Origin of the sequence: Rhodopseudomonas palustris (assembly GCF_003226555.1) — a bacterium.
GTDB classification, from domain to species: Bacteria; Pseudomonadota; Alphaproteobacteria; order Rhizobiales; family Xanthobacteraceae; genus Rhodopseudomonas; species Rhodopseudomonas palustris_I.
The window spans coordinates 38,719-59,759 of sequence record NZ_QKQS01000016.1 but is presented as its reverse complement, the minus strand read 5'-3'; the positions used below and the strand labels follow the sequence as shown (position 1 = coordinate 59,759).

At 65.6% G+C, this 21,041-nt stretch carries 20 protein-coding genes; 6 read left to right on the top strand and 14 right to left on the bottom strand.

Annotated elements, in window-relative coordinates; all coding sequences use genetic code 11:
- Positions 1–12 precede the first annotated feature (12 nt).
- The 3 genes from cydB to DNX69_RS11410 form a co-directional block, all read right to left on the bottom strand.
- Complete coding sequence (gene cydB / locus DNX69_RS11420) at positions 13–1,164, bottom strand: cytochrome d ubiquinol oxidase subunit II (protein WP_110786125.1); 1,152 nt, start codon at positions 1,162–1,164, stop codon at positions 13–15.
- A gap of 16 nt (positions 1,165–1,180) precedes the next feature.
- A complete protein-coding gene (locus tag DNX69_RS11415; RefSeq protein WP_110786279.1) occupies positions 1,181–2,755 on the bottom strand; it encodes a cytochrome ubiquinol oxidase subunit I in 1,575 nt (524 codons plus the stop codon).
- A 539-nt stretch (positions 2,756–3,294) separates the two neighbouring features.
- Positions 3,295–3,657, bottom strand: a complete 363-nt coding sequence (locus DNX69_RS11410; protein ID WP_110786124.1) for a darcynin family protein — start codon at positions 3,655–3,657, stop codon at positions 3,295–3,297.
- Between the two features lie 162 nt (positions 3,658–3,819).
- On the opposite strand from DNX69_RS11410, the gene DNX69_RS11405 reads away from it, so the two are divergent.
- Positions 3,820–4,350 carry a TetR/AcrR family transcriptional regulator gene (locus tag DNX69_RS11405; RefSeq protein WP_234826931.1) on the top strand — a complete coding sequence of 177 codons (531 nt, stop codon included), beginning with the start codon at positions 3,820–3,822 and terminating at the stop codon, positions 4,348–4,350.
- 38 nt (positions 4,351–4,388) lie between these two features.
- Here DNX69_RS11405 and DNX69_RS11400 read toward each other — a convergent pair whose 3' ends face one another.
- On the bottom strand, positions 4,389–5,858 hold the full coding sequence (locus tag DNX69_RS11400; RefSeq protein WP_110786122.1) for an MFS transporter: 1,470 nt from the start codon (positions 5,856–5,858) through the stop codon (positions 4,389–4,391).
- Positions 5,859–5,932: 74 nt separating this feature from the next.
- On the opposite strand from DNX69_RS11400, the gene DNX69_RS11395 reads away from it, so the two are divergent.
- Positions 5,933–6,808, top strand: a complete 876-nt coding sequence (locus DNX69_RS11395) for a helix-turn-helix transcriptional regulator (RefSeq protein WP_110786121.1) — start codon at positions 5,933–5,935, stop codon at positions 6,806–6,808.
- 126 nt (positions 6,809–6,934) lie between these two features.
- On the opposite strand, the gene DNX69_RS11390 is transcribed toward DNX69_RS11395, so the two are convergent.
- Both DNX69_RS11390 and DNX69_RS11385 read right to left on the bottom strand, forming a co-directional pair.
- Positions 6,935–7,435, bottom strand: coding sequence for a GNAT family N-acetyltransferase (locus DNX69_RS11390; protein ID WP_110786120.1), 501 nt, complete (start codon positions 7,433–7,435; stop codon positions 6,935–6,937).
- Between the two features lies 1 nt (position 7,436).
- Positions 7,437–7,769, bottom strand: coding sequence for a YjhX family toxin (locus tag DNX69_RS11385; protein ID WP_425327303.1), 333 nt, complete (start codon positions 7,767–7,769; stop codon positions 7,437–7,439).
- Between the two features lie 382 nt (positions 7,770–8,151).
- Between DNX69_RS11385 and DNX69_RS11380 the strand changes: the two genes are divergently transcribed.
- From DNX69_RS11380 to DNX69_RS11370, 3 genes are read left to right on the top strand one after another with little or no spacing between them, the layout of a single operon-like run.
- Positions 8,152–8,679, top strand: a complete 528-nt coding sequence (locus DNX69_RS11380) for a hypothetical protein (RefSeq protein ID WP_110786118.1) — start codon at positions 8,152–8,154, stop codon at positions 8,677–8,679.
- A 15-nt stretch (positions 8,680–8,694) separates the two neighbouring features.
- A complete protein-coding gene (locus DNX69_RS11375; RefSeq protein ID WP_110786117.1) occupies positions 8,695–9,300 on the top strand; it encodes a hypothetical protein in 606 nt (201 codons plus the stop codon).
- The gene (locus tag DNX69_RS11370) at positions 9,297–9,926 is read left to right on the top strand and encodes a hypothetical protein (RefSeq protein ID WP_110786116.1); all 630 of its coding nucleotides are present in this window, start codon (positions 9,297–9,299) and stop codon (positions 9,924–9,926) included. The genes DNX69_RS11375 and DNX69_RS11370 overlap by 4 nt, the downstream gene beginning before the upstream one ends.
- Here DNX69_RS11370 and DNX69_RS11365 read toward each other — a convergent pair.
- The 3 genes from DNX69_RS11365 to DNX69_RS11355 are packed head-to-tail and all read right to left on the bottom strand — an operon-like array spanning position 9,921 to position 12,867.
- Positions 9,921–10,691: an ABC transporter ATP-binding protein gene (locus tag DNX69_RS11365; RefSeq protein ID WP_110786115.1), complete on the bottom strand. Its 771-nt coding sequence runs from the start codon at positions 10,689–10,691 to the stop codon at positions 9,921–9,923. The genes DNX69_RS11370 and DNX69_RS11365 overlap by 6 nt on opposite strands.
- Complete coding sequence (locus DNX69_RS11360) at positions 10,688–11,776, bottom strand: FecCD family ABC transporter permease (RefSeq protein ID WP_110786114.1); 1,089 nt, start codon at positions 11,774–11,776, stop codon at positions 10,688–10,690. The genes DNX69_RS11365 and DNX69_RS11360 overlap by 4 nt, the downstream gene beginning before the upstream one ends.
- Complete coding sequence (locus DNX69_RS11355) at positions 11,773–12,867, bottom strand: ABC transporter substrate-binding protein (protein WP_110786278.1); 1,095 nt, start codon at positions 12,865–12,867, stop codon at positions 11,773–11,775. The genes DNX69_RS11360 and DNX69_RS11355 overlap by 4 nt, the downstream gene beginning before the upstream one ends.
- 497 nt (positions 12,868–13,364) lie before the next feature.
- Between DNX69_RS11355 and DNX69_RS11350 the strand changes: the two genes are divergently transcribed.
- Complete coding sequence (locus tag DNX69_RS11350) at positions 13,365–15,527, top strand: TonB-dependent receptor (RefSeq protein ID WP_234826930.1); 2,163 nt, start codon at positions 13,365–13,367, stop codon at positions 15,525–15,527.
- A gap of 102 nt (positions 15,528–15,629) precedes the next feature.
- Here the strand turns inward: DNX69_RS11350 and DNX69_RS11345 are convergent, their stop codons facing one another.
- From DNX69_RS11345 to DNX69_RS11325, 5 genes are all read right to left on the bottom strand, one after another.
- Complete coding sequence (locus DNX69_RS11345) at positions 15,630–16,304, bottom strand: cytochrome b/b6 domain-containing protein (RefSeq protein WP_110786112.1); 675 nt, start codon at positions 16,302–16,304, stop codon at positions 15,630–15,632.
- Positions 16,305–16,308: 4 nt separating this feature from the next.
- Positions 16,309–16,749, bottom strand: a complete 441-nt coding sequence (locus DNX69_RS11340; protein ID WP_110786111.1) for a c-type cytochrome — start codon at positions 16,747–16,749, stop codon at positions 16,309–16,311.
- A 388-nt stretch (positions 16,750–17,137) separates the two neighbouring features.
- Entirely contained in the window at positions 17,138–17,326 is a 189-nt protein-coding gene (locus DNX69_RS11335) for a hypothetical protein (protein ID WP_165825237.1), read from the bottom strand.
- Positions 17,327–17,335: 9 nt separating this feature from the next.
- Positions 17,336–18,502: a PepSY-associated TM helix domain-containing protein gene (locus DNX69_RS11330; RefSeq protein ID WP_110786109.1), complete on the bottom strand. Its 1,167-nt coding sequence runs from the start codon at positions 18,500–18,502 to the stop codon at positions 17,336–17,338.
- A gap of 3 nt (positions 18,503–18,505) precedes the next feature.
- On the bottom strand, positions 18,506–20,848 hold the full coding sequence (locus DNX69_RS11325) for a TonB-dependent siderophore receptor (RefSeq protein ID WP_110786108.1): 2,343 nt from the start codon (positions 20,846–20,848) through the stop codon (positions 18,506–18,508).
- Positions 20,849–21,041 lie beyond the last annotated feature (193 nt).

Here is a 21,041-nt window from a genome sequence, read left to right as displayed (position 1 = left end):
GGCGGATCTCCTTCAGTAGGCCGAATGGGCGCGGGCTTCGATCTCGCCGGCGGTGACCCTGCCCCACATGTTGGCGTAGCACCACACGGTGTAGCCGAGCACGATCGGCAGGAAGATCACCACCGCCCAGAACATCACCGTCAGGGTCAGTTCGCTCGACGCCGCGTCCCAGATCGTCAGGCTCGATCGCGGATCGATGCTCGACGGCATGATGAACGGGAACATCGACAGCCCGGCGGTGCCGATGATGCCGATCATCCCGAACGCGCTGGTAACGAAGGCGAGCCCCGGCCGATGCACCGCCGCCAGCAAGGCGGTGAGCAACGGGCCGATCAGGCCGAGCGCCGGGACGATCATGGCCAGCGGTTGCTTGGCGTAGATGTCGAGCCAGGCGCCGGGCGCACGCACCACTTCCTTGGCGAGCGGGTTCGACGCCGCGCTGTGCGCCGCTTCCTTGACGATGCGATAGCCGTCGATGCCAAGCCACAGCCAGACGCCGGCCAGCGCGAACGCCGCCGCCACGATCGGCGACAGCAGCAGCACCGCCTTGCGGGCGCGATCGGCAACCGCGTCGGAGGCACGCAGCTGCAGCCAGACCCCGCCGTGGGCGGCGAGCATCGCCAGGCTGATCACGCCGGCAAGCAGCGCGAACGGGTTGAGCAGCGGCAGCAGCGCCGTCAGCAGCGAGCCCTGATAGTGGGCGCGCAGCAATTCGTCGAGCCGGAACGGCACGCCCTGCAGCAGATTGCCGAAGGCGACGCCGAAGATCAGCGCCGGGATGGTGCCGCCGGCGAACAGTCCCCAATCCCATGCGTTGCGCCAGGTCGGGTTCTCGATCTTGGAGCGATAGTCGAAGCCGACCGGCCGGAAGAACAGCGCGAACAGCACCAACAGCATCGCCATGTAGAAGCCCGAGAACGCGGCGGCGTAGACCGCAGGCCAGGCGGCGAAGATCGCGCCGCCGGCGGTGATGAACCAGACCTGGTTGCCGTCCCAATGCGGGCCGACAGAGTTGATGGCGATCCGCCGTTCGACGTCCTTGCGGGCGACGAACGGCAGCAAGGTGCCGACGCCCATATCCATGCCGTCGGTGATGGCGAAGCCCATCAGCAGCAGGCCGACGAAGATCCACCAGACGAATTTGAGAGTTTCGTAATCGAGCATGATGATCTCCTCCGGCTCACACCACAGCCGCGGCGGGCTTGGCGTTGGTCTCGAAGTGATAGCGTCCGGTGCCGAGCGAACTCGGACCGAGCCGGGCAAACTTGAACATCAGGAACAGCTCGATCACCAGCAGCAGCGTGTAGAAGGCGAGGAAGCCGGTCAGCGAGAAGATCAGGTCGCCCGAGGTCAGGCTCGATGTGGCCAGGAAGGTCGGCAGCACTTCGCCGATCGCCCAAGGTTGCCGGCCGAATTCGGCGACGAACCAGCCTGCTTCCGACGCTAGCCAGGGCGCCGGGATCATCAGCACCGTCAACCACAGGAACCAGCGCTTGTTTTCGAGGCTTTTGGTCGCGTTGAACCAGAAGCCCGCCGCGAAGGTGAACAGCATCACGAAGCCGAGGCCAACCATGATGCGGAACGCCCAGAACAGCGGCCACACCGTCGGGATGGTCGAAGCCGCGGCGGCCTTGATCTGCTCCGGCGTGGCGGTCGCCGGATCTTCGACGAACTGCTTCAGCAACAGACCAAAGCCGAGGTCCTTAACGTGTGCGTCGAAGGTCTTGCGGGTCTCTGGCGAGGTGTCACCGGCACGGATCTTGGTCATCGCCGCATAGGCGATCCGCCCGGATTCGATCCGCGCCAGATGCTCGCGTTCGAGGTCGGCAAGGCCCTGGACCGGCTTGTCGATCGACCGCGTCGCGATCAGCCCGAGCACCGCCGGGATCTTCACCGCGTCGGCGATCGCCTGACCGGTCTGGCTCGGGAAGCCGAACAGCGTGAACGCCGCCGGCGCCTTCTCGGTGTGCCATTCGCCCTCGATCGCGGCGAGCTTGACCTTCTGCACGTCACCGAGGGTGTAGCCGCTCTCGTCACCGAGCACGATCACCGAAAGCGACGACGCCAGACCGAAGCCGACCGCGACCGCGAACGAGCGGCGCGCGAACGCGAGATCCCGCCCCTTCAGGATGTACCAGGCGGAGATGCCCATCACGAACACCGACGCGGTGACGTAGCCCGCCGCCACGGTGTGAACGAACTTCACCTGCGCCACCGGGTTGAGGAACACCTCGGCGAAGCTGGTCATCTCCATCCGCATCGTCTCCGGCGAGAACACTGAGCCGACCGGGTTCTGCATCCAGCCGTTGGCGATCAGGATCCACAGCGCCGACAGGTTCGAGCCGATCGCGGTGAGAAACGTCACCGCCAGATGCTTGCGCTTCGACAGCCGATCCCAGCCGAGGAAGAACAGGCCGATGAAGGTCGACTCCAAGAAGAACGCCATCAGGCCTTCGATCGCCAGCGGCGCGCCGAACACGTCGCCGACATAGTGCGAGTAGTACGACCAGTTGGTCCCGAACTCGAACTCCATGGTCAGGCCGGTCGTTACGCCCAGGGCAAAGTTGATACCGAACAACTTGCCCCAGAACTTGGTCATGTCCTTGTAGATCTCCTTGCCGGTCATCACGTAGACCGTCTCCATGATGACCAGGAGCCAGGAGAGTCCGAGCGTCAGCGGCACGAACAGAAAATGATAGAGCGCGGTCGCGGCGAATTGCCAGCGCGACAGCTCTACGAATGTTGAGTCCACCATGATGGCCGACATCCTTCCGAGGGGTGAAGCCGATCCGCCGCAGGCGGCGGCTCCGTAGCGATGCGGTGAGAGTGAGCATGCGAGGCTTCGCATGCGGCCGACAGGGAGATGTCCAGACTCATGACGGCGAAGTCCCGATCACGATCGGGCCCCCTGTTGCAGAGGTGCCGCCGATGGCCGATCGGGCGATGGCTTGGTCGAGCGGCGCTGCTGCGACAGAATGTCAGAGGCATTCAAATCGCTCGGTGACTTCGTCACAGGACTCGACGTTCGTCGACCTCAGAATGTGTCCACTCCGTATCGATACGGAGGCGCGCGTCGCGCGATCGTTGGTCGTCAGCCACCCGCACATCCTGCGCGCGTAGAACAGTTGCCGTCCGGGTCATCGCAGACTCTGCGCACGGCATCGTCTTGTGCATAGCTGCTCAGCGAATAGCGAAGTAGTCGAGCAGCTCGCTCCGCGTTCGCACGCGATAAGTAGACCAGCTTCTCCACCAGGCCGAAGAAAGAGGACAGGCGAAAGCCTGCCCTCGATGTCGTCAGGCCGTGATGGTCGGCCGATCGTAGTTCTTCGCGTAGGCGTTTTCGACGCCGCTCAAGATTTCGACGATGTCGAAATAGCGATCCCAAAACGCGGTCTCGCGCAGATCCTCCACCAACAGCTCGTAGGAGTGATGATCCTTGGCATCCCACATCCAGATGTCAGTGACGCGGGTGGAGTAGAACTCGACGTCGAAGAAACGCAGTGCGACGTTCGCCGCGTGCTTTTTCAGAATTGGGGTGAACTGTTCGGCGAGCAGTTCGAACCGGCGATCCACGGGAAAGCCCAGCCATTCGGGTGAGGTCTTGACCAGCATGAAGACGGTGAGGCTCGGCTCGAACGGCAATTGCGGGGTGGTCATGGAGAGATCCTTGCGTCGTTGTTGAACGTCGATAAAATGCGAGCAAACCCTCACATTGGCTACTCGCATCCGAATCCGATGTCTCAAACACCGACGCAACAGCGCCCGCCCCCGAGAAAATCGCCCCGACAGGCCCGCTCCGCCGAGACCGTTCGGGCGATCGTGGAGGCTGCCGCTCGCATTCTGGAGCAAGGCGGGCTGGGAGCGTTCACCACCAATGCGGTGGCGGAGCGCGCGGGCGTCAGCATCGGTTCGCTCTACCAGTACTTCCCCGGCAAGGAAGCGCTGATCGGCGCGCTGATCGTTCGCGAGACCTTCCAATTGATCGAAGACTGGGAAGCCGCAGCTGTGACCGCCTCCGGCCGGGATGCACTGGCCGGACTGATCGCAGCGGCGGTGGCTCACCAGCTCCGGCGGCCGGCCTTGGCGCGGCTGATCGATCTGGAGGAAGCGCGGCTTCCGTTCGACCACGAGACCCGGCGTGTCTCCGACCGGCTGCGATCGATCCTGCGGGATGTTCTGAGCCGCGCCGACATTCCGGCACAACGCGACCTCGATACGGCGACCCAGGACGTGCTGGCGATCATCAAGGGCATCGTCGACGCCGCCGGCGAGCGAGGCGAGCAGGACCACGTCGATCTGACCGCACGGGTGAGACGCGCCGTCTACGGTTATCTCGGCAGCTCTGCGTAACGTCGCATCGAACTCTCGTCAGACACCGGCGCATGCCATCATTTCTCGCCGGCCCGCCTGATCCGCACCAGGACAGCGATCAGCGCAGCAGCCACGAGGATGGCGGCGACATTGTAGATCATCGCACCGGAGAATGCGTCGGCGTAACGCTGCGCCTCAGAAAGGCCCGCGCCGGCTTGCCGATCGAGAATGCGGACAAAGAAGATGCCGACGACGGAAACGCCGAAGGCGCCCCCCACCTGTTGCATCGTCGAGATGAACCCCGCCGCCATTCCGGCATGTCGCTCCGCGATAGAGCCGATCACCAGATTGAGCAGCGGCGTCATCGACAAACCTTGTCCGAAGCCGAAGATCACCAATGGCGGCAGCAGCGCGAGCGCTCCGGCGCGACCGTCGACGCCAGCGGCGATGGCGATCAACCAGCAGATTCCGGCAGCGTAGATCAGTGCGCCGGCCGCGATCGTGGAGTTCCCAAACCGCGCCACCAGCCACGGAGCCAGCAGCGACGCCGCGATGAACCCGACACTCGCGGGCGCAAACAGCGCGCCTGCCTCGAATGGCGACAGTCCGATTCCGGACTGCGTCAACAGAGCGAAGCAGAGAAACAGCGATGTCGCCGTCGAATAGATCAGCAGCACCACCACCGCCCCAATGGAGAACGCGACATTTCGAAACAAGGCGAGATCGACGGCCGGATCGCCGCCACGCCCCGCGATGCGGCGCTCCCATCCGAGAAACAGCGCCAGCAGTACGACCGACGCGACGATGCTGATCCATGTCCATGCCGACCAGCCGAGCCTGGGACCTTCGAGCAGCGGCAAAAGCAACAGCAGCAATCCCGCCGCCGCCAATCCGATGCCTACCCAATCGACGCGCAGCGCGTCGGCCGCACGCGATTCCGGAATGACACGTGCCGACCACGCCGCAGCCAGGCCGATCGGCAGGTTGATGAGAAAGACAATCCGCCAGCCGAGCCCGAACAGATCGCTCTCGACGATCAGACCGCCGACCACCTGCCCGGCAATCGCAGCCAGTCCCAGCGTCATCCCGAGACGACCGAATGCCCGGCGACGCCCCGCCTCGTCGTAGAGCACGCGTAGCAGCGCATAGACTTGCGGAAACAGCAGTGCGCCGGTCGCGCCTTGCAGCAGACGAGCGACGATCAGGCTGGTCGCATCGGGCGCGATGCCACAGAGGAACGACGTCACGGCAAATCCGGCCATGCCCAACACGAACAGCCGGCGGCGTCCATGGCGGTCCCCAAGCCGCCCGCCCCCGATCAGCAGCACGCCGAACGCCACCTCGTAGCCGGCGATGACGAAGCCGATGTCGGCGAAGCTCGCGCCGAGATCGGCCTGCATCGAGGGAATTGCAACGTTGACGACGAACAGGTCGAACACCGTGATGAACCCGCCGAGCAACAGGATTCCCAGCGCCAGCGCTGAGGGATGGGTCGTCGTGGCGGTCGAGGCGGAAGCGATGTTGGAAGGCGGACGGTGAACAGTCATGGCAACTCCAATCGTCTTGAAGTCGCATGGCACCGCCGTTAAACTATTACTATGGAACAAGATATCGTATTACTATGAGTGATACGCTGGATCATCGACTCGATCGCACGCGCTCCGAGCTGGCGGACTTTCTGCGCCGCCGCCGGGAGAGTCTGTCGCCGCTCGACGTCGGTCTGCCGGCCGGTAAACGGCGGCGAACGCCTGGGCTGCGCCGTGAGGAAATCGCCACCCTCGCCGGTGTCGGGCTGACTTGGTATACGTGGCTGGAACAGGGCCGAGCCATCAAGGTTTCCACGGCGTTTCTCGACAACGTGGCCCGGGTCCTGAAGCTGGACGAGGTCGAGCGGCGGCATCTGTTCGTCCTCGCGCATCAGCGTCCTCCGGCGATGGCCGGCCGTGCTTGGTGCGAGCTGCCGCCGCTGGTGCGCCGACTACTCGACGACCTCACATTGCGGCCATCCTATGTGCTGAATCTGCGATGGGATGTGATCGGCTGGAACGCCGCTGCGGATCGCCTGTTCGGGTTCGAGGCGCGCGAGCCGGCTGAGCGGAACGTGCTGTGGATGCTGTTTGCGGATGATCGGCTGAGCAGCCGGATCGTCGAATGGGCGGTGCAGGCGCCGCAAGTGCTAGCGAGCTTCCGGCGGGACTTCGCGCAGGCCCCGGAGGATGAAAGCATGGTCGCGCTCGTCGAGGCGCTGGAGCAGGTCTCGCCCTCCTTCAGAACGCTATGGAATCAACATGACGTCCACGGCCGATGCGAGGGCCGCCGAAGCTTCATGATCGAGGGCCAGGGTGCGGTCACGTTCGACCACTCGTCCTTCATCGTCGACGAGGAGAAACACCTTCGCCTCGTGTTCTACGCGGCCGTGACCGACCACGACAGCGGCCCGGCGTCCGAAGCGGGTGCAACGACGCTTCCGCCGCCGCGAGCACGCGCCATCCGGTAACGGTCTGATTGCGATTCAACCGAACTTCGCCGCTCGTCGAGACGCGATGTCGCGCCCTACTTCCCTGCCCGGCGACTTCGGCAACGGGCTGGGCTGCGCCTAGCGTTGGCGCAGCCCGGCCTCGTGCTACGTGTGTTGGTTCAGACCGAACGCCGAATGATGGATCAGTTCGCCGCAAGGCTCCGTACCGTCGAACGGCAACGCCTGAACCACGTCGGGAGGGCAGCCGGTCACCCGCAGGCCCGGGAAGGCACGAAAGCCGAACCGTCCATAGTATCCAGGATCACCGACCAGTGCCGCTCCGCGGCACGTGGCGCGCAACCGGCGGAGCGCCTCCGCCATCAGCGCCGAGCCGCTCCCCTGGCGGTGCCGCGACGGCAAAATGACGAGTGGACCAATCAGTCCCCAGTCGGGCTGCGCACCGATCCGCGCCGCTGAGGCGGCCAGATAGCCGACGACGTCGCCGTCGTCCTCGGCCACGAGCGACAAGACAAGAGCGCCTTGCGCGCGCAGCCTCTCGACGATCTCCGCCTCGGTGCCGGTGGCCTGCGGCAGCTTCCGGAGAGCTTCGGTGACGACCCGGCCGATCGCGGCGACATCGGCCGCGGTTTCGTTGCGGATCAGCATGTCATGCTCCCTGATTGTCGAGCTGAGCACGCACGCAAATGCGACCAAGCTGCGAGATCCGATACGGGCTGCCCGAGCGGGATTCGATCAGACGCTTCCGCCGCAATCGCTCGAACAGCTCCAGATCGAAATCGGCGAGGATCATTCCCTCGCGCGAGATGCAGAGGACAGACGAAATCTTGCGGCCACGGCTGCGGGCGTGACGGATGCAGCCGCCGAGGGCCAGAACGTGCAGCGCACGCTGTTCGTTTCGTGAGATATTCATGGATGTCTCGTGTGATGGACGTGAACAAGCGCCCGCGAGCACCGATGCGCCCGCCGGCTTCGACTTCACGAGGCTCTCTGAACAATCAGAGAGCCTGATCACACAAGCTCTGACATCCAATCCACATTCGCAGCACGGCGAACCTCGTCGCCGCGCAAGCTCCGCATTACAGCGAATGCGCGCGCCTGACAACGACGAGAGCGACTCGTCTGCTCGTCCTCGATGACTGCGTTCGACAGCGCCGGCGGCCTGCCGAGCAAGTGAACGACTCTTCGCGAGTTTCAGTCAATTCTAAATCTCGCGAAGAAGCGTTTACCGCGAGTGAGTTACGCCGAACCGAAGCTGCTGCTGCACGCGATGCGTGAGACTCACAAATTGCTGCGCTCCAACCTTGTTGCTACGCGACGCACATTCCTGCGTCGTCGCTTCCATCAAACTCGATCGGCCCACAATGACTCCGACTCTCGACACTCGTCCGACACTCACCATCGCGGGCGAGGAAGATCTCATCGACATCCGCTTCGACGCGGTCGCCGCGTATCACGGGCAAAGCGCTCTGGCGATGCTCGCGGTGACGTTTCAGGCGCTGCGGCTGATGCTGCCTGTGCTGTCGCCGGAGCGGCCGCCGCGGCGCGCCGATCTCGTCGTGACGAGCGGCCATCCAGGCCCCGGCGTGCGCGACGCTTTCGAGTTCGTCACCCGCGCGGTGACGCGCGGCGTCTACACCGTCGACCGCTCGCTGCCGCATGCGAGGCTCTGCCCCGGCGCCGACATGTCCTACAGCTGGCGGGTCTCGGCGGGCGATCGCAGCGTCGGCGCAGCGCTGCGCAGCGGCGTGGTGCCGGACCGGTTCTTCGAGCTGATCGGCCGCGGTGCCGCGCGCAGCGACGATGAGAACGCTGAACTGTCGGCGCTAAAGCGACGCGTTGCCGACGACGTGCTGGCCACCGCGCCGGACACGCTGTTCGACCGGCTGTAACCGGACGGTGCGACCATGAAAACCATCATCCGCCCGTTCTGCGGCCACAAGACCTCGTCCGCGGCATGGGCCGAACGGCTCCGCGGCCTCGACTGCAGCGTTCGCGACGTCGATCTCTACACGCTCGATGCCGCGCTGCTCGGCAGCGCCGATGCGCTGCTGATCGGCATGCACATGGACCAGCGCTTCCTACAGGCGAACACCGCGCTGCTCGACGACTATGTCGCGTCCGGCGGCCGTCTGGTGATCAGCGGCCACATCGCCCACCCGTTTCTCACCGGCCAGTCCCCGGTGCAGCCGCTCGGCGGCGGCGGCATCGCCGATCTCACCGTGTCGCGCGCGGCCCCGCATCCGATCTGGGACGGCGTCGCGCTCGACGACCTCACCTTCCGCCGCGGCGTCGCCGGCTTCTACGGTCACGCCTGGCACATCCCGCCGGACGGCGCGACGGTGATCCATACGCTGGGGCCGGACGCAAGACCGCTCGATTTCATCTATCGCTCCGGCCGCGGCGAAGTGCTGATGCACGGCGGCAACGACCTGTGGAGCTTCGGCGGCGACGATTCGACCCGGCGGCTGCTGCCGCAACTCATCGCCTGGCTGGTGGAGGCACGCCCATGACCGTAGCTGTTCTCGACGGCGGCACCTATTATCATCACGAGACCATTTTCGGCGAACGCTTCCGCGACCGCTTCGATCGCGTGATCTACACCCCAATGCTGACCGCGGACGATCTCACCGAGCCGACGCTGCTGATCGTGCCCGATCGCAGCAATCCCGAGCTGATGCGGCGGCATCGGCCGCTGCTCACCGAGTTTCTCGCCCGCGGCCGGACGCTGGTGGTGCTCGGCGAAAGTGATGCCGAGACCTGGGCCCCCGGCGTGCGCGCCGCACCGCGCCCGACGAATTTCTGGTGGTGGCTCGATCCCGCGCAGAAGCCGCCGCATCAGTTTGTCGCGCCGGAGCACGAGATATTCGGCCACGTCGCGCCAGCCTCGACGGTCTGGCACATCCACGGCGTGCTGTTTCCGCCCGAGGGCGCGCAGCCGCTGGTTACCGTGCCGGAGGATCGCGACGGCCGCGATCCCGGCGGCGCGCTCCTGTACGACGACCGCGTCTCGACGCCGGGCCGGCTGATCGTCTCGACGCTCGATCCGTTCTATCACCATGGCAGCCGGTTCATGCCGGCGACGACGCGGTTTCTCGATGGCTTCCTGCGCTGGGCGCAAGCCACCGCGCAGTCATGACGACGGCGGCGGCGCATCGCTCCCCGTCAGCCGGTGCACCGGCACGGTCGCCTCGATGCGCTCGCCATCCGCCTCGACGGTGACACGGCGCACCGTCACGCCGTAGAGCCGCGCCAGATTGGCCTCGTCGAGCACCGTATCGGCGGGGCCGAACACCGGCTCGCCCGCCATCATCAGCACCTTGTCGGCCACCGCCAGCGCGTGATCGGGATGATGCGTGGTGAACACCACGGTCATGCCGTCGTCGCGCACCAGGCGGCGGATCAACCGCAGCACCACGCCCTGGTTGGCGAGATCGAGCGCCGAGGCCGGCTCGTCGAGCAGCAGCACCCGGCAATCGCAGGCGAGCGCGCGGGCGAACAGCACGAGCTGTCGCTGGCCGCCGCTGAGCCGGTCGTAACGCCGTTCGGCGAGCTCGGCGATGCCGACGGCATCGAGACAGGCTTCGGCGCGCGACAGATCCCGCCGCCCTGGCGCACCGAACCGGCCGAGATAACGGCTGCGGCCGAGCAGCACCATGTCGATCACCCGGTAGCCGACATCGCCGCGCAGCGCCTGCGGCACCACGCCGACGATGCCGTCGACGCTGATCCGGCCTTGCTTCAACGCCAGCGTCGCGGCGAGCGCGCGCAGCAACGTGGTTTTGCCGCATCCGTTCGGCCCGAGGATCGCAGTCGCCTCGCCCTCCGCCACCGCGAATGACAGATCGCGAAACAGCCATTGCTCCGGCCGGAACCAATGCCCGGCCTGCTCCACGCGGATCATGCCGCCTGTCCTCTCGCATGCCGGCGCAGCAGCCAGGCGAACACCGGCGTGCCGACGATCGCGGTGACGATGCCGACCGGAATCTCCGCCGCCGACAGATCGCGCGCCAGCGTATCGGCCGCCATCAGGAACGCCGCGCCGGCCACCGCCGACACCGGCAGCAATCGGCGATGATCGGCACCGGCCACCATCCGCACCAGATTGGGGATGACCAGACCGACCCAACCGATCGTGCCGGACACCGCGACCTGCGCCGAGATCGCCAAGCAGGTCGCGGCGAGCAGGATGACGCGGTCTCGGCCGGGCTCGACGCCGAGCGTGCGCGCTTCTTCATCCCCCAGCGACAGCACGTTGACACGCCAGCGCATCGCCAACATCACGCCGCCACCGACGATGGTACACGCTGCCAGCAGCGCCAGGTTCGGCCAGCTCGCCGCCGCGAAGCTGCCGAGCAGCCAGAACACGATGCCGGGCAGCTTCACTTCCGGATCGGCGATGAAGGTGACGAAGCCGACCAGCGCGCCGCAGAACGCACCGACCACGACGCCGGCGAGCACCAGCGTCAGCACCGGCGAGACGCCGTCGCCGCGGTGAACGATCAGCACCGCGGCGAGCGCCAGCGCGGCACCGCCGAATGCGCCGAGATGCACCGGCAGGCCGAAGCCGAACAGCAGGATGGCGACGACGCCGCCGAGCGACGCCCCGGATGCGGCGCCGATCGTCTGCGGTCCGACCAGCGGATTGCGGAACATGCCCTGCAGCACCGCGCCGGACAGCGCCAGCCCCGCCCCGGCGATCCCGGCCATCAGCACCCGCGGCAGCCGCACCGTGGTCACCACGATCCGTTCGGTCGGCGTCCAGCTCGCGGCGGCCCAGCCCGGCAGCCAGCCGGCCGGGTCGACACCGAACAGGCCGAGCAGATCGTGCAGCAGGATGCCGAACACGTGCGCGGCCGGCACCTGATAGCGCCCCGCCGACAGGCACAGCATCGCCGTCACCACCGGCAGCAACACCAGCGCGCCGATCGCGATCGGCACTTTGATCGATCGCACGGGCTGGACCGCGACTGCGTCGAGTGTGCTCATCGGGCGCCTGCAAACCGCGCGTAGCCGGCCGAGCCGCCGTTCAGCCGCGTTCGGAGAATGTCGTCGATTTCGCCGTCGCTCAGCTTGTAATCGTACAGGAACGTGTACCAGTCGCGCATGTCGGCACGCAGGTCGATCGCGACACGGGCGGGATGCAGCAGACCGGCGAGCCAGGTCCAGGCCAGCGCCGACTCGTGGCTCGGGGGATCCCAACGATAGCCGCCGAGCGGCACACGATACACCCGCCGATCCCTCACCGCCGCAACGCCCTGCAGCCGCGGATCGCGATACAGATCGTCGGGCGTCGCCGTATCGAAGTTACCGAGCAGGATGACGTCCGGATTCCAGACCAGCAACTGTTCGAGCGTGACGGCGCGGCTGCCGCCGATCTCGCCCGCCGCGTTGCGACCGCCCGCGGTGCGAATGACGAAATCCGAATAGGTGTCGCGGCCGGCGGCAGCGAACGAGTCCGACGCCCGCGACAGGTGCAGCACGCGCGGACGCTCGGCATCGGACAAGGCGCCGAACGCGGCGGCGAGCGCGGCGCGCCGTTGTCGCTGCCGTTCGACGATCGCGGTCGCGCGCGGCACCTGCCCGGCGAGGCGTCCCATCATCAGGATCGCGCCTTCGACCTCGTCCTGGCCGCCGTAGCGCAGCCCCAATACGGTCAGTCCGGCGCGGTCGAGCATCGCGATCGGCTCATCCCCCGAAGTCGCCCATTGCAGCACCGCGTCCGGATGCAGTGCCATGATCGCCTCGACATTCGGCACCACGCCGGCGCCGCGGGTGATGCCGGTCGGGATCTTGTCGAACGACGGATAGATCCGCCCGAGAATGCCGGCTTTCATCGCGGTCGCCGACGCCGGATTCATGCCGGCGATGTGCGCGACCGAACGATCGATCGCCATATAGGTCGACGGCGCCGGCATCGGCAGAAACACCACGCGCTGCGCCGGCGTCGCGACGGCGACGGTGGCACCACGCTGATCGGTCAGTTCGCCAGCGCATACCGGACCGAGCGCAGCGCACACAGCAGCAACGCCGATCGCCATCGCAAGAGCCCACCTCATCCCGCGCAGCTGTGACAACATGACCTCATCGATCTCGAAAGCGTTCACCACGGCCAGCGTGGCGAGAGCAACGTTGCCTACATAGGAGGCGGCGATACGAAAACGCAAAACCAAAACGCCATCTACAATCGAAAGCGACGCTCCCGACAATGGAATCGTTCAAGGATTGATTTCGTCGAGTTGCGAGCGCTGCTAATCGCACGCTCATGGATCACGCACCGCAATCTGTAATGTGTCGAAGTTTGCATCCGCGTGGATGTAATCGCCCCACACGCTAACGTGGGGATGGTGGTCGGCAAGATGACGAATCGTTAAGGACCCCACTCACTGTTCGTGAGCTGGGGACTAATCCGATGATTCAAAGAGCATTCACGCTCGAAACCAAGAAACGCGCATTACTCGCGTCGACGTGTGGACTAAGCGTCGCGCTGGCCTGCGTGATAACGAGCGTCGATGCACGCGCGCAAACAGCGGAAGCGCCGTCGCAGCGCACACGGCACGTCTTGCCGGAAGTGCGCGTGGAAGCAGGCAATGCGGCGAAGCTGCAGCGCGCATCGCGCCCGAATGCGGGCCGTGCGTCGCGCCGCAACGCGGCACAAGCACCGAAGCCGGCGCAGAGCGAGCAGGCCGCGGCGTCGGGTGCGGCGACCAGCGACAACGCTCTCAAGCCGATAGGCGGCAAACTGCCGCAGGCTGGTATTCCGCATCCGGCGCAGCAGAGCATCACCGTCGTCGATCGCGCGCAGATCGAACAGACCAGCCCGACCAGCCTGCTCGACATTCTCCAGAATGTGCCGGGCGTGTCGATCGCGCGTGCCGGCGGTATCGGCGGCCAGATTTACTTGCGCGGGTTCTCGTCGAACAATTGGCGATCGCCGATGTATATCGACGGCGACCGCTTCCGCGGCCGCAACACGCTGCAGCTCAATTACTTCGCGCCCGAAGAGATCGAACGCGTCGAGGTGATCCGCGGCCCCGGCTCGGTGGTGTACGGCTCGGAAGCCATGACCGGCCTGGTCAACGTCGTCACCCGGCGCCCGAAGGTCGATCCGTTCGGCCCGTGGCGGATCGCGCACGGCGGGTTCTCGGCCGGCTACAGCTCGGTCGACAACGGCTTCAGCACCTATGAATGGGCGCAGGCGGCCGGCCTCGGCTTCGACGTGCTCGGCGGCATCAGCTATCGCAAGGGCGGCAACTATCAGACGCCCAGCGGTGCGGCGCTCAACAGCGACTACGAGAGCATCGGCGGCAATCTCCGGCTCGGTTGGTCGCCGACCTACAATCAGCGCTTCGAATTGACGCTACGCGACTATTGGGAAGAGGACGGCCGCGCCGGCGGCGTCGGCGGCGCTCCCGGCTGGCCCTACACGCAGGTGCGGCAGCAGCCGAACAAGGTTCACATGGCGAAGCTGTCTTATTCGGGCGACTTCACCGATCAATTGGTGCAGCACGTCGAAGGATCGTTCTACGCCAATTATTTCGACACCCAGCTCGCCACCGTGAACACTGCGACGGCCGGCGTGGTCACCCGTTCGGTCAGCAACGTCGGCGGTCCGCTGGTGATCGGCGGCCGCGCCCAGGGCGTGATCCCGTGGGAGCCGGCGCCGTGGGGGCTGGTGAAGACCACGTTCGGCATCGACGGCTTCCAGGAATGGCGGCCCGGCAGCACGTCGTGGTCGACGCGGCAGACAGCGACGGCCACGACCGTCACGCCCGAAACTCAGACCGCGCCCGACAACACGCAGGCCAATGTCGGCGCCTTCATGCTGCACGAGTGGACTCCGATGCAGCTGCTGACGCTGTCGGCCGGCGGCCGGTTCGACTGGTTCAACACCACGTCCGAACTGTCGCCGGTCAGCTCGGCGAAGGCGCTTCAGGTGCTGCGCCAGAACGACGACGTCTCCAAGACCGCGCCGACCGGCAGCTTCGGCGCCACCGTCCACCTGACGCCGGTGCTCGATCTGCTCGCCTCGGTCGGCACCTCGTATCGCTATCCGACCAATTCCGAGCTGTTCGCGTTCTCGGGCACGACGATTCCGAATCCCGAACTGAAGCCCGAGACCGGCCTCACCTACGAGGGCGGCTTCCAGCTCAACTTCCCCACCGCCACCATCAAGGTGACGGCGTTCGACAGCCACTACACGGACTTCCTGCAGACCGTGTTCGTCAATTACAACGGCTCCTCGATGACCCAGCGCCAGAACGTCGGCCACGCCACGGTGAACGGTGTCGAGGCCGAATGGCGCTGGCAGGCGACGCCGTCGTTCAACATCTACGGCAACGCCGCCTGGCTGCAGGCGACCAACACCGACACCGACACGCCGCTGCCGTTCATCGCACCGTGGAAGGGACGGCTCGGCGTGCAATACGCCCCGCTCGGCTCCGGCTATTCGCTGGGCGCGGCGGTCGACTGGGCGGGCGCGAAGACCCGCATCAGCCCCACCGAGGAGTACCCGACCGGCGGCTACGCGGTGCCGAGCATCTACGCGTCGCTCGATCTCGGCATTCTGATTTCGCCGCGCCTTGGCGACACCAAGGTGCATCTCAGCCTGCAGAACATCTTCGACACGTCCTACGTCAGCGCAGCGACCTATGTGAACCGGTCGTATCCGCAGTCGATGTACAATCCGCTGCTGGAGCCGGGCCGCAACTTCACTGCGCGTCTCGTCCACACCTTCTGAGGGCGCGCTGGCGCTCGCCCGTCACGGCGGGCGCCGGTTGGCTGAAACCAAGATCAATTGAGATCCGAAGGCCGGCCGCACCAAAGCGGCCGGCCATCGTGTTTACAGAAGCCGGCCGCCGACGATGTAGATCGGCGCCAGCACGATGAAGGCCGCGACGCCCAGACAGGCCAGCGCCCTGCCCCACGGGCCGGGCTCGGCCGCAGGCATGTCCGCATAGCTGTCGACGGGCTTTCGGCCGGTGATCATCGCCCGGATCAGCGGCTCGCGACTGAACAGCGCATAGATCACATTGGCGGCGACGTGCACCACCACGAAGATCTCAATCGCGGTGAAGATCCGCCGGTGCCACATCGTCGCGGATTCAACCGCGGCGTCGGACACCGTCTTGGCGAGCGGCCCGTCGATGATCAGGCGATCCTCGTCACCGGAAAACAGCCCGGAGGTCGCCATCGCCAGCACCAGCGCCAATAGCGCCAGCACCATCCAGCCGCCGAGCGGATTGTGTCCGAGGAACTTCTTCTTGTCGGCGATATAGGCCATCACCTTGCCCGGCATCGCGACGAAGCTGCCGAACCTGGCGGTCGAACCGCCGACGAAGCCCCACAGGATTCGAAACACGATCAGCACCAGCGCGGTGTAGCCGTTGAGCTTGTGCCAGGCGGGGATGCCCCCGCCATATTTGTTGCTGATCCAGCCGTCGATCACGACGAGGACGAGCGCCCACTTGAAGACGCGCGTGGGCCCGTCCCAGGCGACGACGCTCGCTTCCTTCATTCCGTCAGCTCTTCTTGGCGCGGAAATCGTCATGGCACGATTTGCAGGTGCCGAAAACGCTGCCCATGTTCGCCTTCAGCGAGGCCTGATCCTTGATCGTGCCCTGCGCGGCGGTCGCCGCCGCTGCCAGCTTGGCGAACAGATCGTCGAACTTCGCCTTGTCGTCCCAGATCTTGGGCAGCGCTGCGGTGTCGCCGCCGGTCTTGGAATCGGCCGGGAACAGCGCCGGCAGCTTCTTCGCATCGGCGGCGATCGCGCCGAGCGACTTCTGCACCACCGCCTGATCGAACGTCGCCTCGCCCTTCATCATCGCGGCGATCGGCTTGGTGGCTTCACCCATCTGCTTCAGGATCGCCTTGCGCTGCGCGATCACGTCGGTCTGCGCAACCGCAACGCCACTGACCGCAACGGCCAGCCCGACGATAGTAGCAATTCGCAATTTCATCTTCTCAGGTCCTTTTCCAATCGTTTCTGTCGTCGCAGATCGAACCGACGATGGACGGCATCCCCACTTCGGTGCCTCAATCTACGACCACAGACTTCCAGGACCGCAAATTCGCACACACAACCTGACGATGCAGTGACAACGTCACAGACCGACGGTGCGCCGAGGTGCGATTCGCGATCCCTACCGAATTCCATATCGCTGCGACCACACAGTCGCAAACGATCCACGACAGCGGACAGCGTCCGCTAGAGGGCTGCCGCTGAATCCGGTAGTCGTCCCCGACCGCCTGACGAATTTTATGGTGTCGATGGTTGCCGTCGCGACGGCTGCGCTCCGAACGCGGGCAATCGGGGCGGTCGCGGCGGAGGCACCGCGCCCCTATCGCTCAGGGCCGAATTCGGCTGCGGAGCTCCACATAGAACAGGTAGAGCACGACCGGCAGCATCAGCATCAGCCAAGACGCGATGTCCCACCAGCCGTCACCGACCAGCGCCGAGACCAATCCGATTCCGCTCAGAACGCCGATGATTGCCGGAACGGCGAAGATCTGTCGAAGCGTGCGGTGATGTGACACGGCCCACACCTATCGCGACAGCAGCGGCGAAGTGGCGGCGGAGCCGCCGGCAATCGCGCGATCGACGCTGAGCCCGGAGCGGCGTCGCCGCAACCACAGATAGATGCCGGTGACCAGCACCATGATGGTCAGAACGTCGAGCAGCGCCCACAGGATCTTTAGCGGCATCCCGCCATAGTCGCCGAAATGCAGCGGCTGTGAGATCAGCAGCGCCGAGACGTACCACGGCATGTCGCGGCTGTCGGTCAGTTGCCCGGTCTCGGCGTCGATCAGCGCCGGCCTCAGCAGCCGCGAGGTGAGCGGCGTATCGCCGTGCAGAAACACCGCATAGTGGCTCTTGCTGGAGAACAGCGAGCCCGGAAAGGCGACGAAGCTCGGCGTCATCCCCGGCACCGCGCGGCGCGCCGTCTCGACCGCGGCCTGCAGCGAGCTCGGCTGCTCGGGCGGCTTGCGGTCGCGATATTGCGCGGTCATCTCGGCGAGCTGGTCGGCCTGCCAGAACTTCACCACGAGATCAGCCCAGGTGTTGATGACGCCGGTGAAACCGACCACCAGCGTCCACATCACCAGCAGGATGCCGGCGAGATTGTGAATGTCGAGCCAGCGCACCACCCGCGGTCGCTGCCGTCGGTAAGCGCCAAATTCGAGTTTCCGCATCGACGGCGCATACACGACGATGCCGGACACGATCGCCACACAGAACAGGATTCCCATCAGTCCGAGAAACAGCTTCCCGGGCAGCCCTGCGAACATGTCGGTATGCAGCCGCAGCATGATGTAGGTGAAACGGCCGGTGACGTCGGGCGCATCGAGGAATGCGCCGGTGTGGGTGTCCATCCTGACGATACGATTGTCGACCGGGTTGGCGTCGATCGACGGGCCGACGCTGACGAGCAGCGCGCTCGGGTCGTCGCGATCCCAGATCAGAAAATGCGGCACCTGGCCCGGCACCTTGGCGAGCGCGTTGGCGAGCACCACGTCGAGATTCGCCGCAGGGGTGCCGGCCGGCACCTCGGCCGGATTGACCTCGCTGTGCAGCAACGCATCGATCTGCTCGTGAAAGATCAGCGGCAGGCCGGTGACGCACAGCAGCAGCATGAACAGCGTGCAGATCAGGCTCGTCCATTTATGGACGAGCCCCCATACCCGCAGCGATCTGGTCGAACGGCCCGGCATCGGTCAGTTCCAGGCGTATTTCAACGTTCCGATCACCGTGCGCGCCGCACCGAGACCGCAATATGTCAGGCTCGTCACGCAGGACGACACGTAATAGCGGTTGCCGAGGTTGGTGGCGTTGACCTGCATGCTCCAGCCCTTCAGATCCGGCCGCAGATACTGCAGGTCATAGCTGATGCTGGCGTCGAACAGCGTATAGGAGGGAATCAACACGGTATTGGCGGCATCGCCGTAGCTCTTGCCGACATAGCGCACGCCGCCGCCGATCCCGAGCCCGGCGACCGGTCCGTTGTACCAGGTGTATTTGGCCCACAGTGAGGCCTGCTCCAGCGCGGTGTTGAGCAGATAGTTGCCGACCGTACCGTCGTTGCTGCTGGTGACGCGCGGATCGTATTTGTTGTAGCCGCCGACGATTTCCAGTTCCCGGGTGACGTTGCCGCGGGCTTCGAACTCGAAACCGCGCACCCGAACCCCGCCGGTCTGGACGCTGAAAATAATGTTGGTCGGGTCGGCGGTCAGCACGTTCTTCTGGTTGATCTCGAACACCGCCGCGGTCAGCATCAGGTTGGAGCCGAGCGGCTTGAACTTGACGCCGATCTCGCCGCCCTCCCCGGTGGTCGGCTTGAAAGTGTTGCCGAACTGATCGGTGCCCGAGGTCGGCACGAATGACGACGAGTAGTTGACGTAGGGCGACAGCCCGACGTCGAACAGATAGTTCAGCCCGACTCGGCCGGTCGTCGCCTTGTCGTTCTGCAGATAGGTTCCTGCAGCCGGAAACAGCGCGGTGCTCACGGTTCGGGCGTTGGCCCAATCCTGGCGGCCGGTCAGAGTCAGCGTCCACCGATCGTATTTGACCTGGTCCTGCAGATAGAGACCGGCCTGCTCCGAGGTGGCGGTCGTGGCGATGAACGGCGCGACCGACGCCGCGGGCGGCACGAATCCGCCATAGGCCGGCGCGAACGCGTCGATCGACCCGATCATCGTGAAGCGGTAGTCCGAATTCGAATCCTGGCGCTGGTAGTCGAACCCTGCCAGCACCTTGTGAAGCAGCGGCCCGGTCGCGAAATCGGCCTGGATCTGATTGTCGAGGGCCAGGTTCTTCGCCGAGGACTTCACGTAGTTGTACGACCGTGCGACAGTCCGGTCGTCCGCCAACAGGCCTTCGGCGCGGACGCCGGCCAGGTCTTGCGACACGTCGAAATAGCGCAGGTTGGATCTGAACTGCAGATTGTTGTCGAACCGGTGCTCGAACGCATAGCCGACCGAAAACTGATCGAGCGTGTAGCCGTCTCGCCCCGGTTCGCCGAGGTAGCGGCTGTACGGCACCCGCCCGAAAGCGCCGGGCCGCAGCGACACCCCACCGGGCACGTATTGCTGCCAGCCGTCGTTCTTGATGTGGGAATAATGCGACAGAATGGTGAGCGACGTATCGGTCGTCGGACGCCAGGTCAGGCTGGGGGCGATGTAGGCCTTATTCTCGTGGACGAAGTCCTGCTGGCCGTCGGTGCTACGGCCGAGACCGACGATGCGGTAGAGAAATTCGCCGTTGCGGTCGATCGGCCCCGAACTGTCGAACGCGCCCTGAAACCGCTCGAACGATCCGAAGCTGCCGATGATCTCGTGCTGCGGGTATGCGGTCGGCCGCTTGCTCACCATGTTGAGCAGGCCGCCCGGATCGGTCTGGCCGTACAGCCCCGACGACGGCCCGCGCAGCACTTCGATCCGCTCCAGCCCGTAAGTCTCGATCCGCGGGAAAGCGAACTGGGTGCCGGGGTCGACCGGCAGCCGCAACCCGTCGAGATAGCGAGGCACGTCGAAGCCGCGCAGCTTGAAGGAATCGAAAAACGTCGTCGCCCCGTAGGTGTCGAGCGTCACGCCCGGCGTGTAGCGCAGCGCCTCGACCACGTTCTGGGCGCCTTGGGCCTGGATCTGGTCCTGGGTCACCACCGAGATCGATTGTGGGGTCGACAGGATCGGGGTGTCGGTCTTGGTCCCGGTGGCGCTCTGGTTCGCCAGATATCCGGTGACAGGACCATCGGCGCGCTCGGCGCCTCGGCCGAGCCCCACCGCGCGGACCGGCGGCTCGGCGACCTGCTGACGCGACGGCGCAGCGGTTCGGCGCGCAGCGGTGACCGGGCGGCTCGCCCGCCGCGGCGGCTTGGATGACCGCGCGGCCTGTGGCTTCGGCGCGTCCACCGTCACCGGCGGCAGATCACGGCCGGACTGCGCCAGCGCCGGCCCCGCCTGAAGACCGAATCCCAACAGGCCGGCTCCCAGCGCGGTCGAGCACAGCACAGCTTTGAAAGCGGCGCCCGCAACAATGTGTCCCGACTTCCCCAAATTCATTAAAATACCTCCACCCCTGGAGGCACAAATATCACACCGAGCAAACATGACAGCCGTTCGCAATTTGGAATCCATCCAAGCGGAACGTGCAGCTCTGGAGATGGAAGTGGCGTGCAGCCCCCCCGGCGGCTGCCCCCAACAGGGGGACAATCTTCGCCACGGCGCAGATGCCGCCTCGCCCAAGCGCGCGACG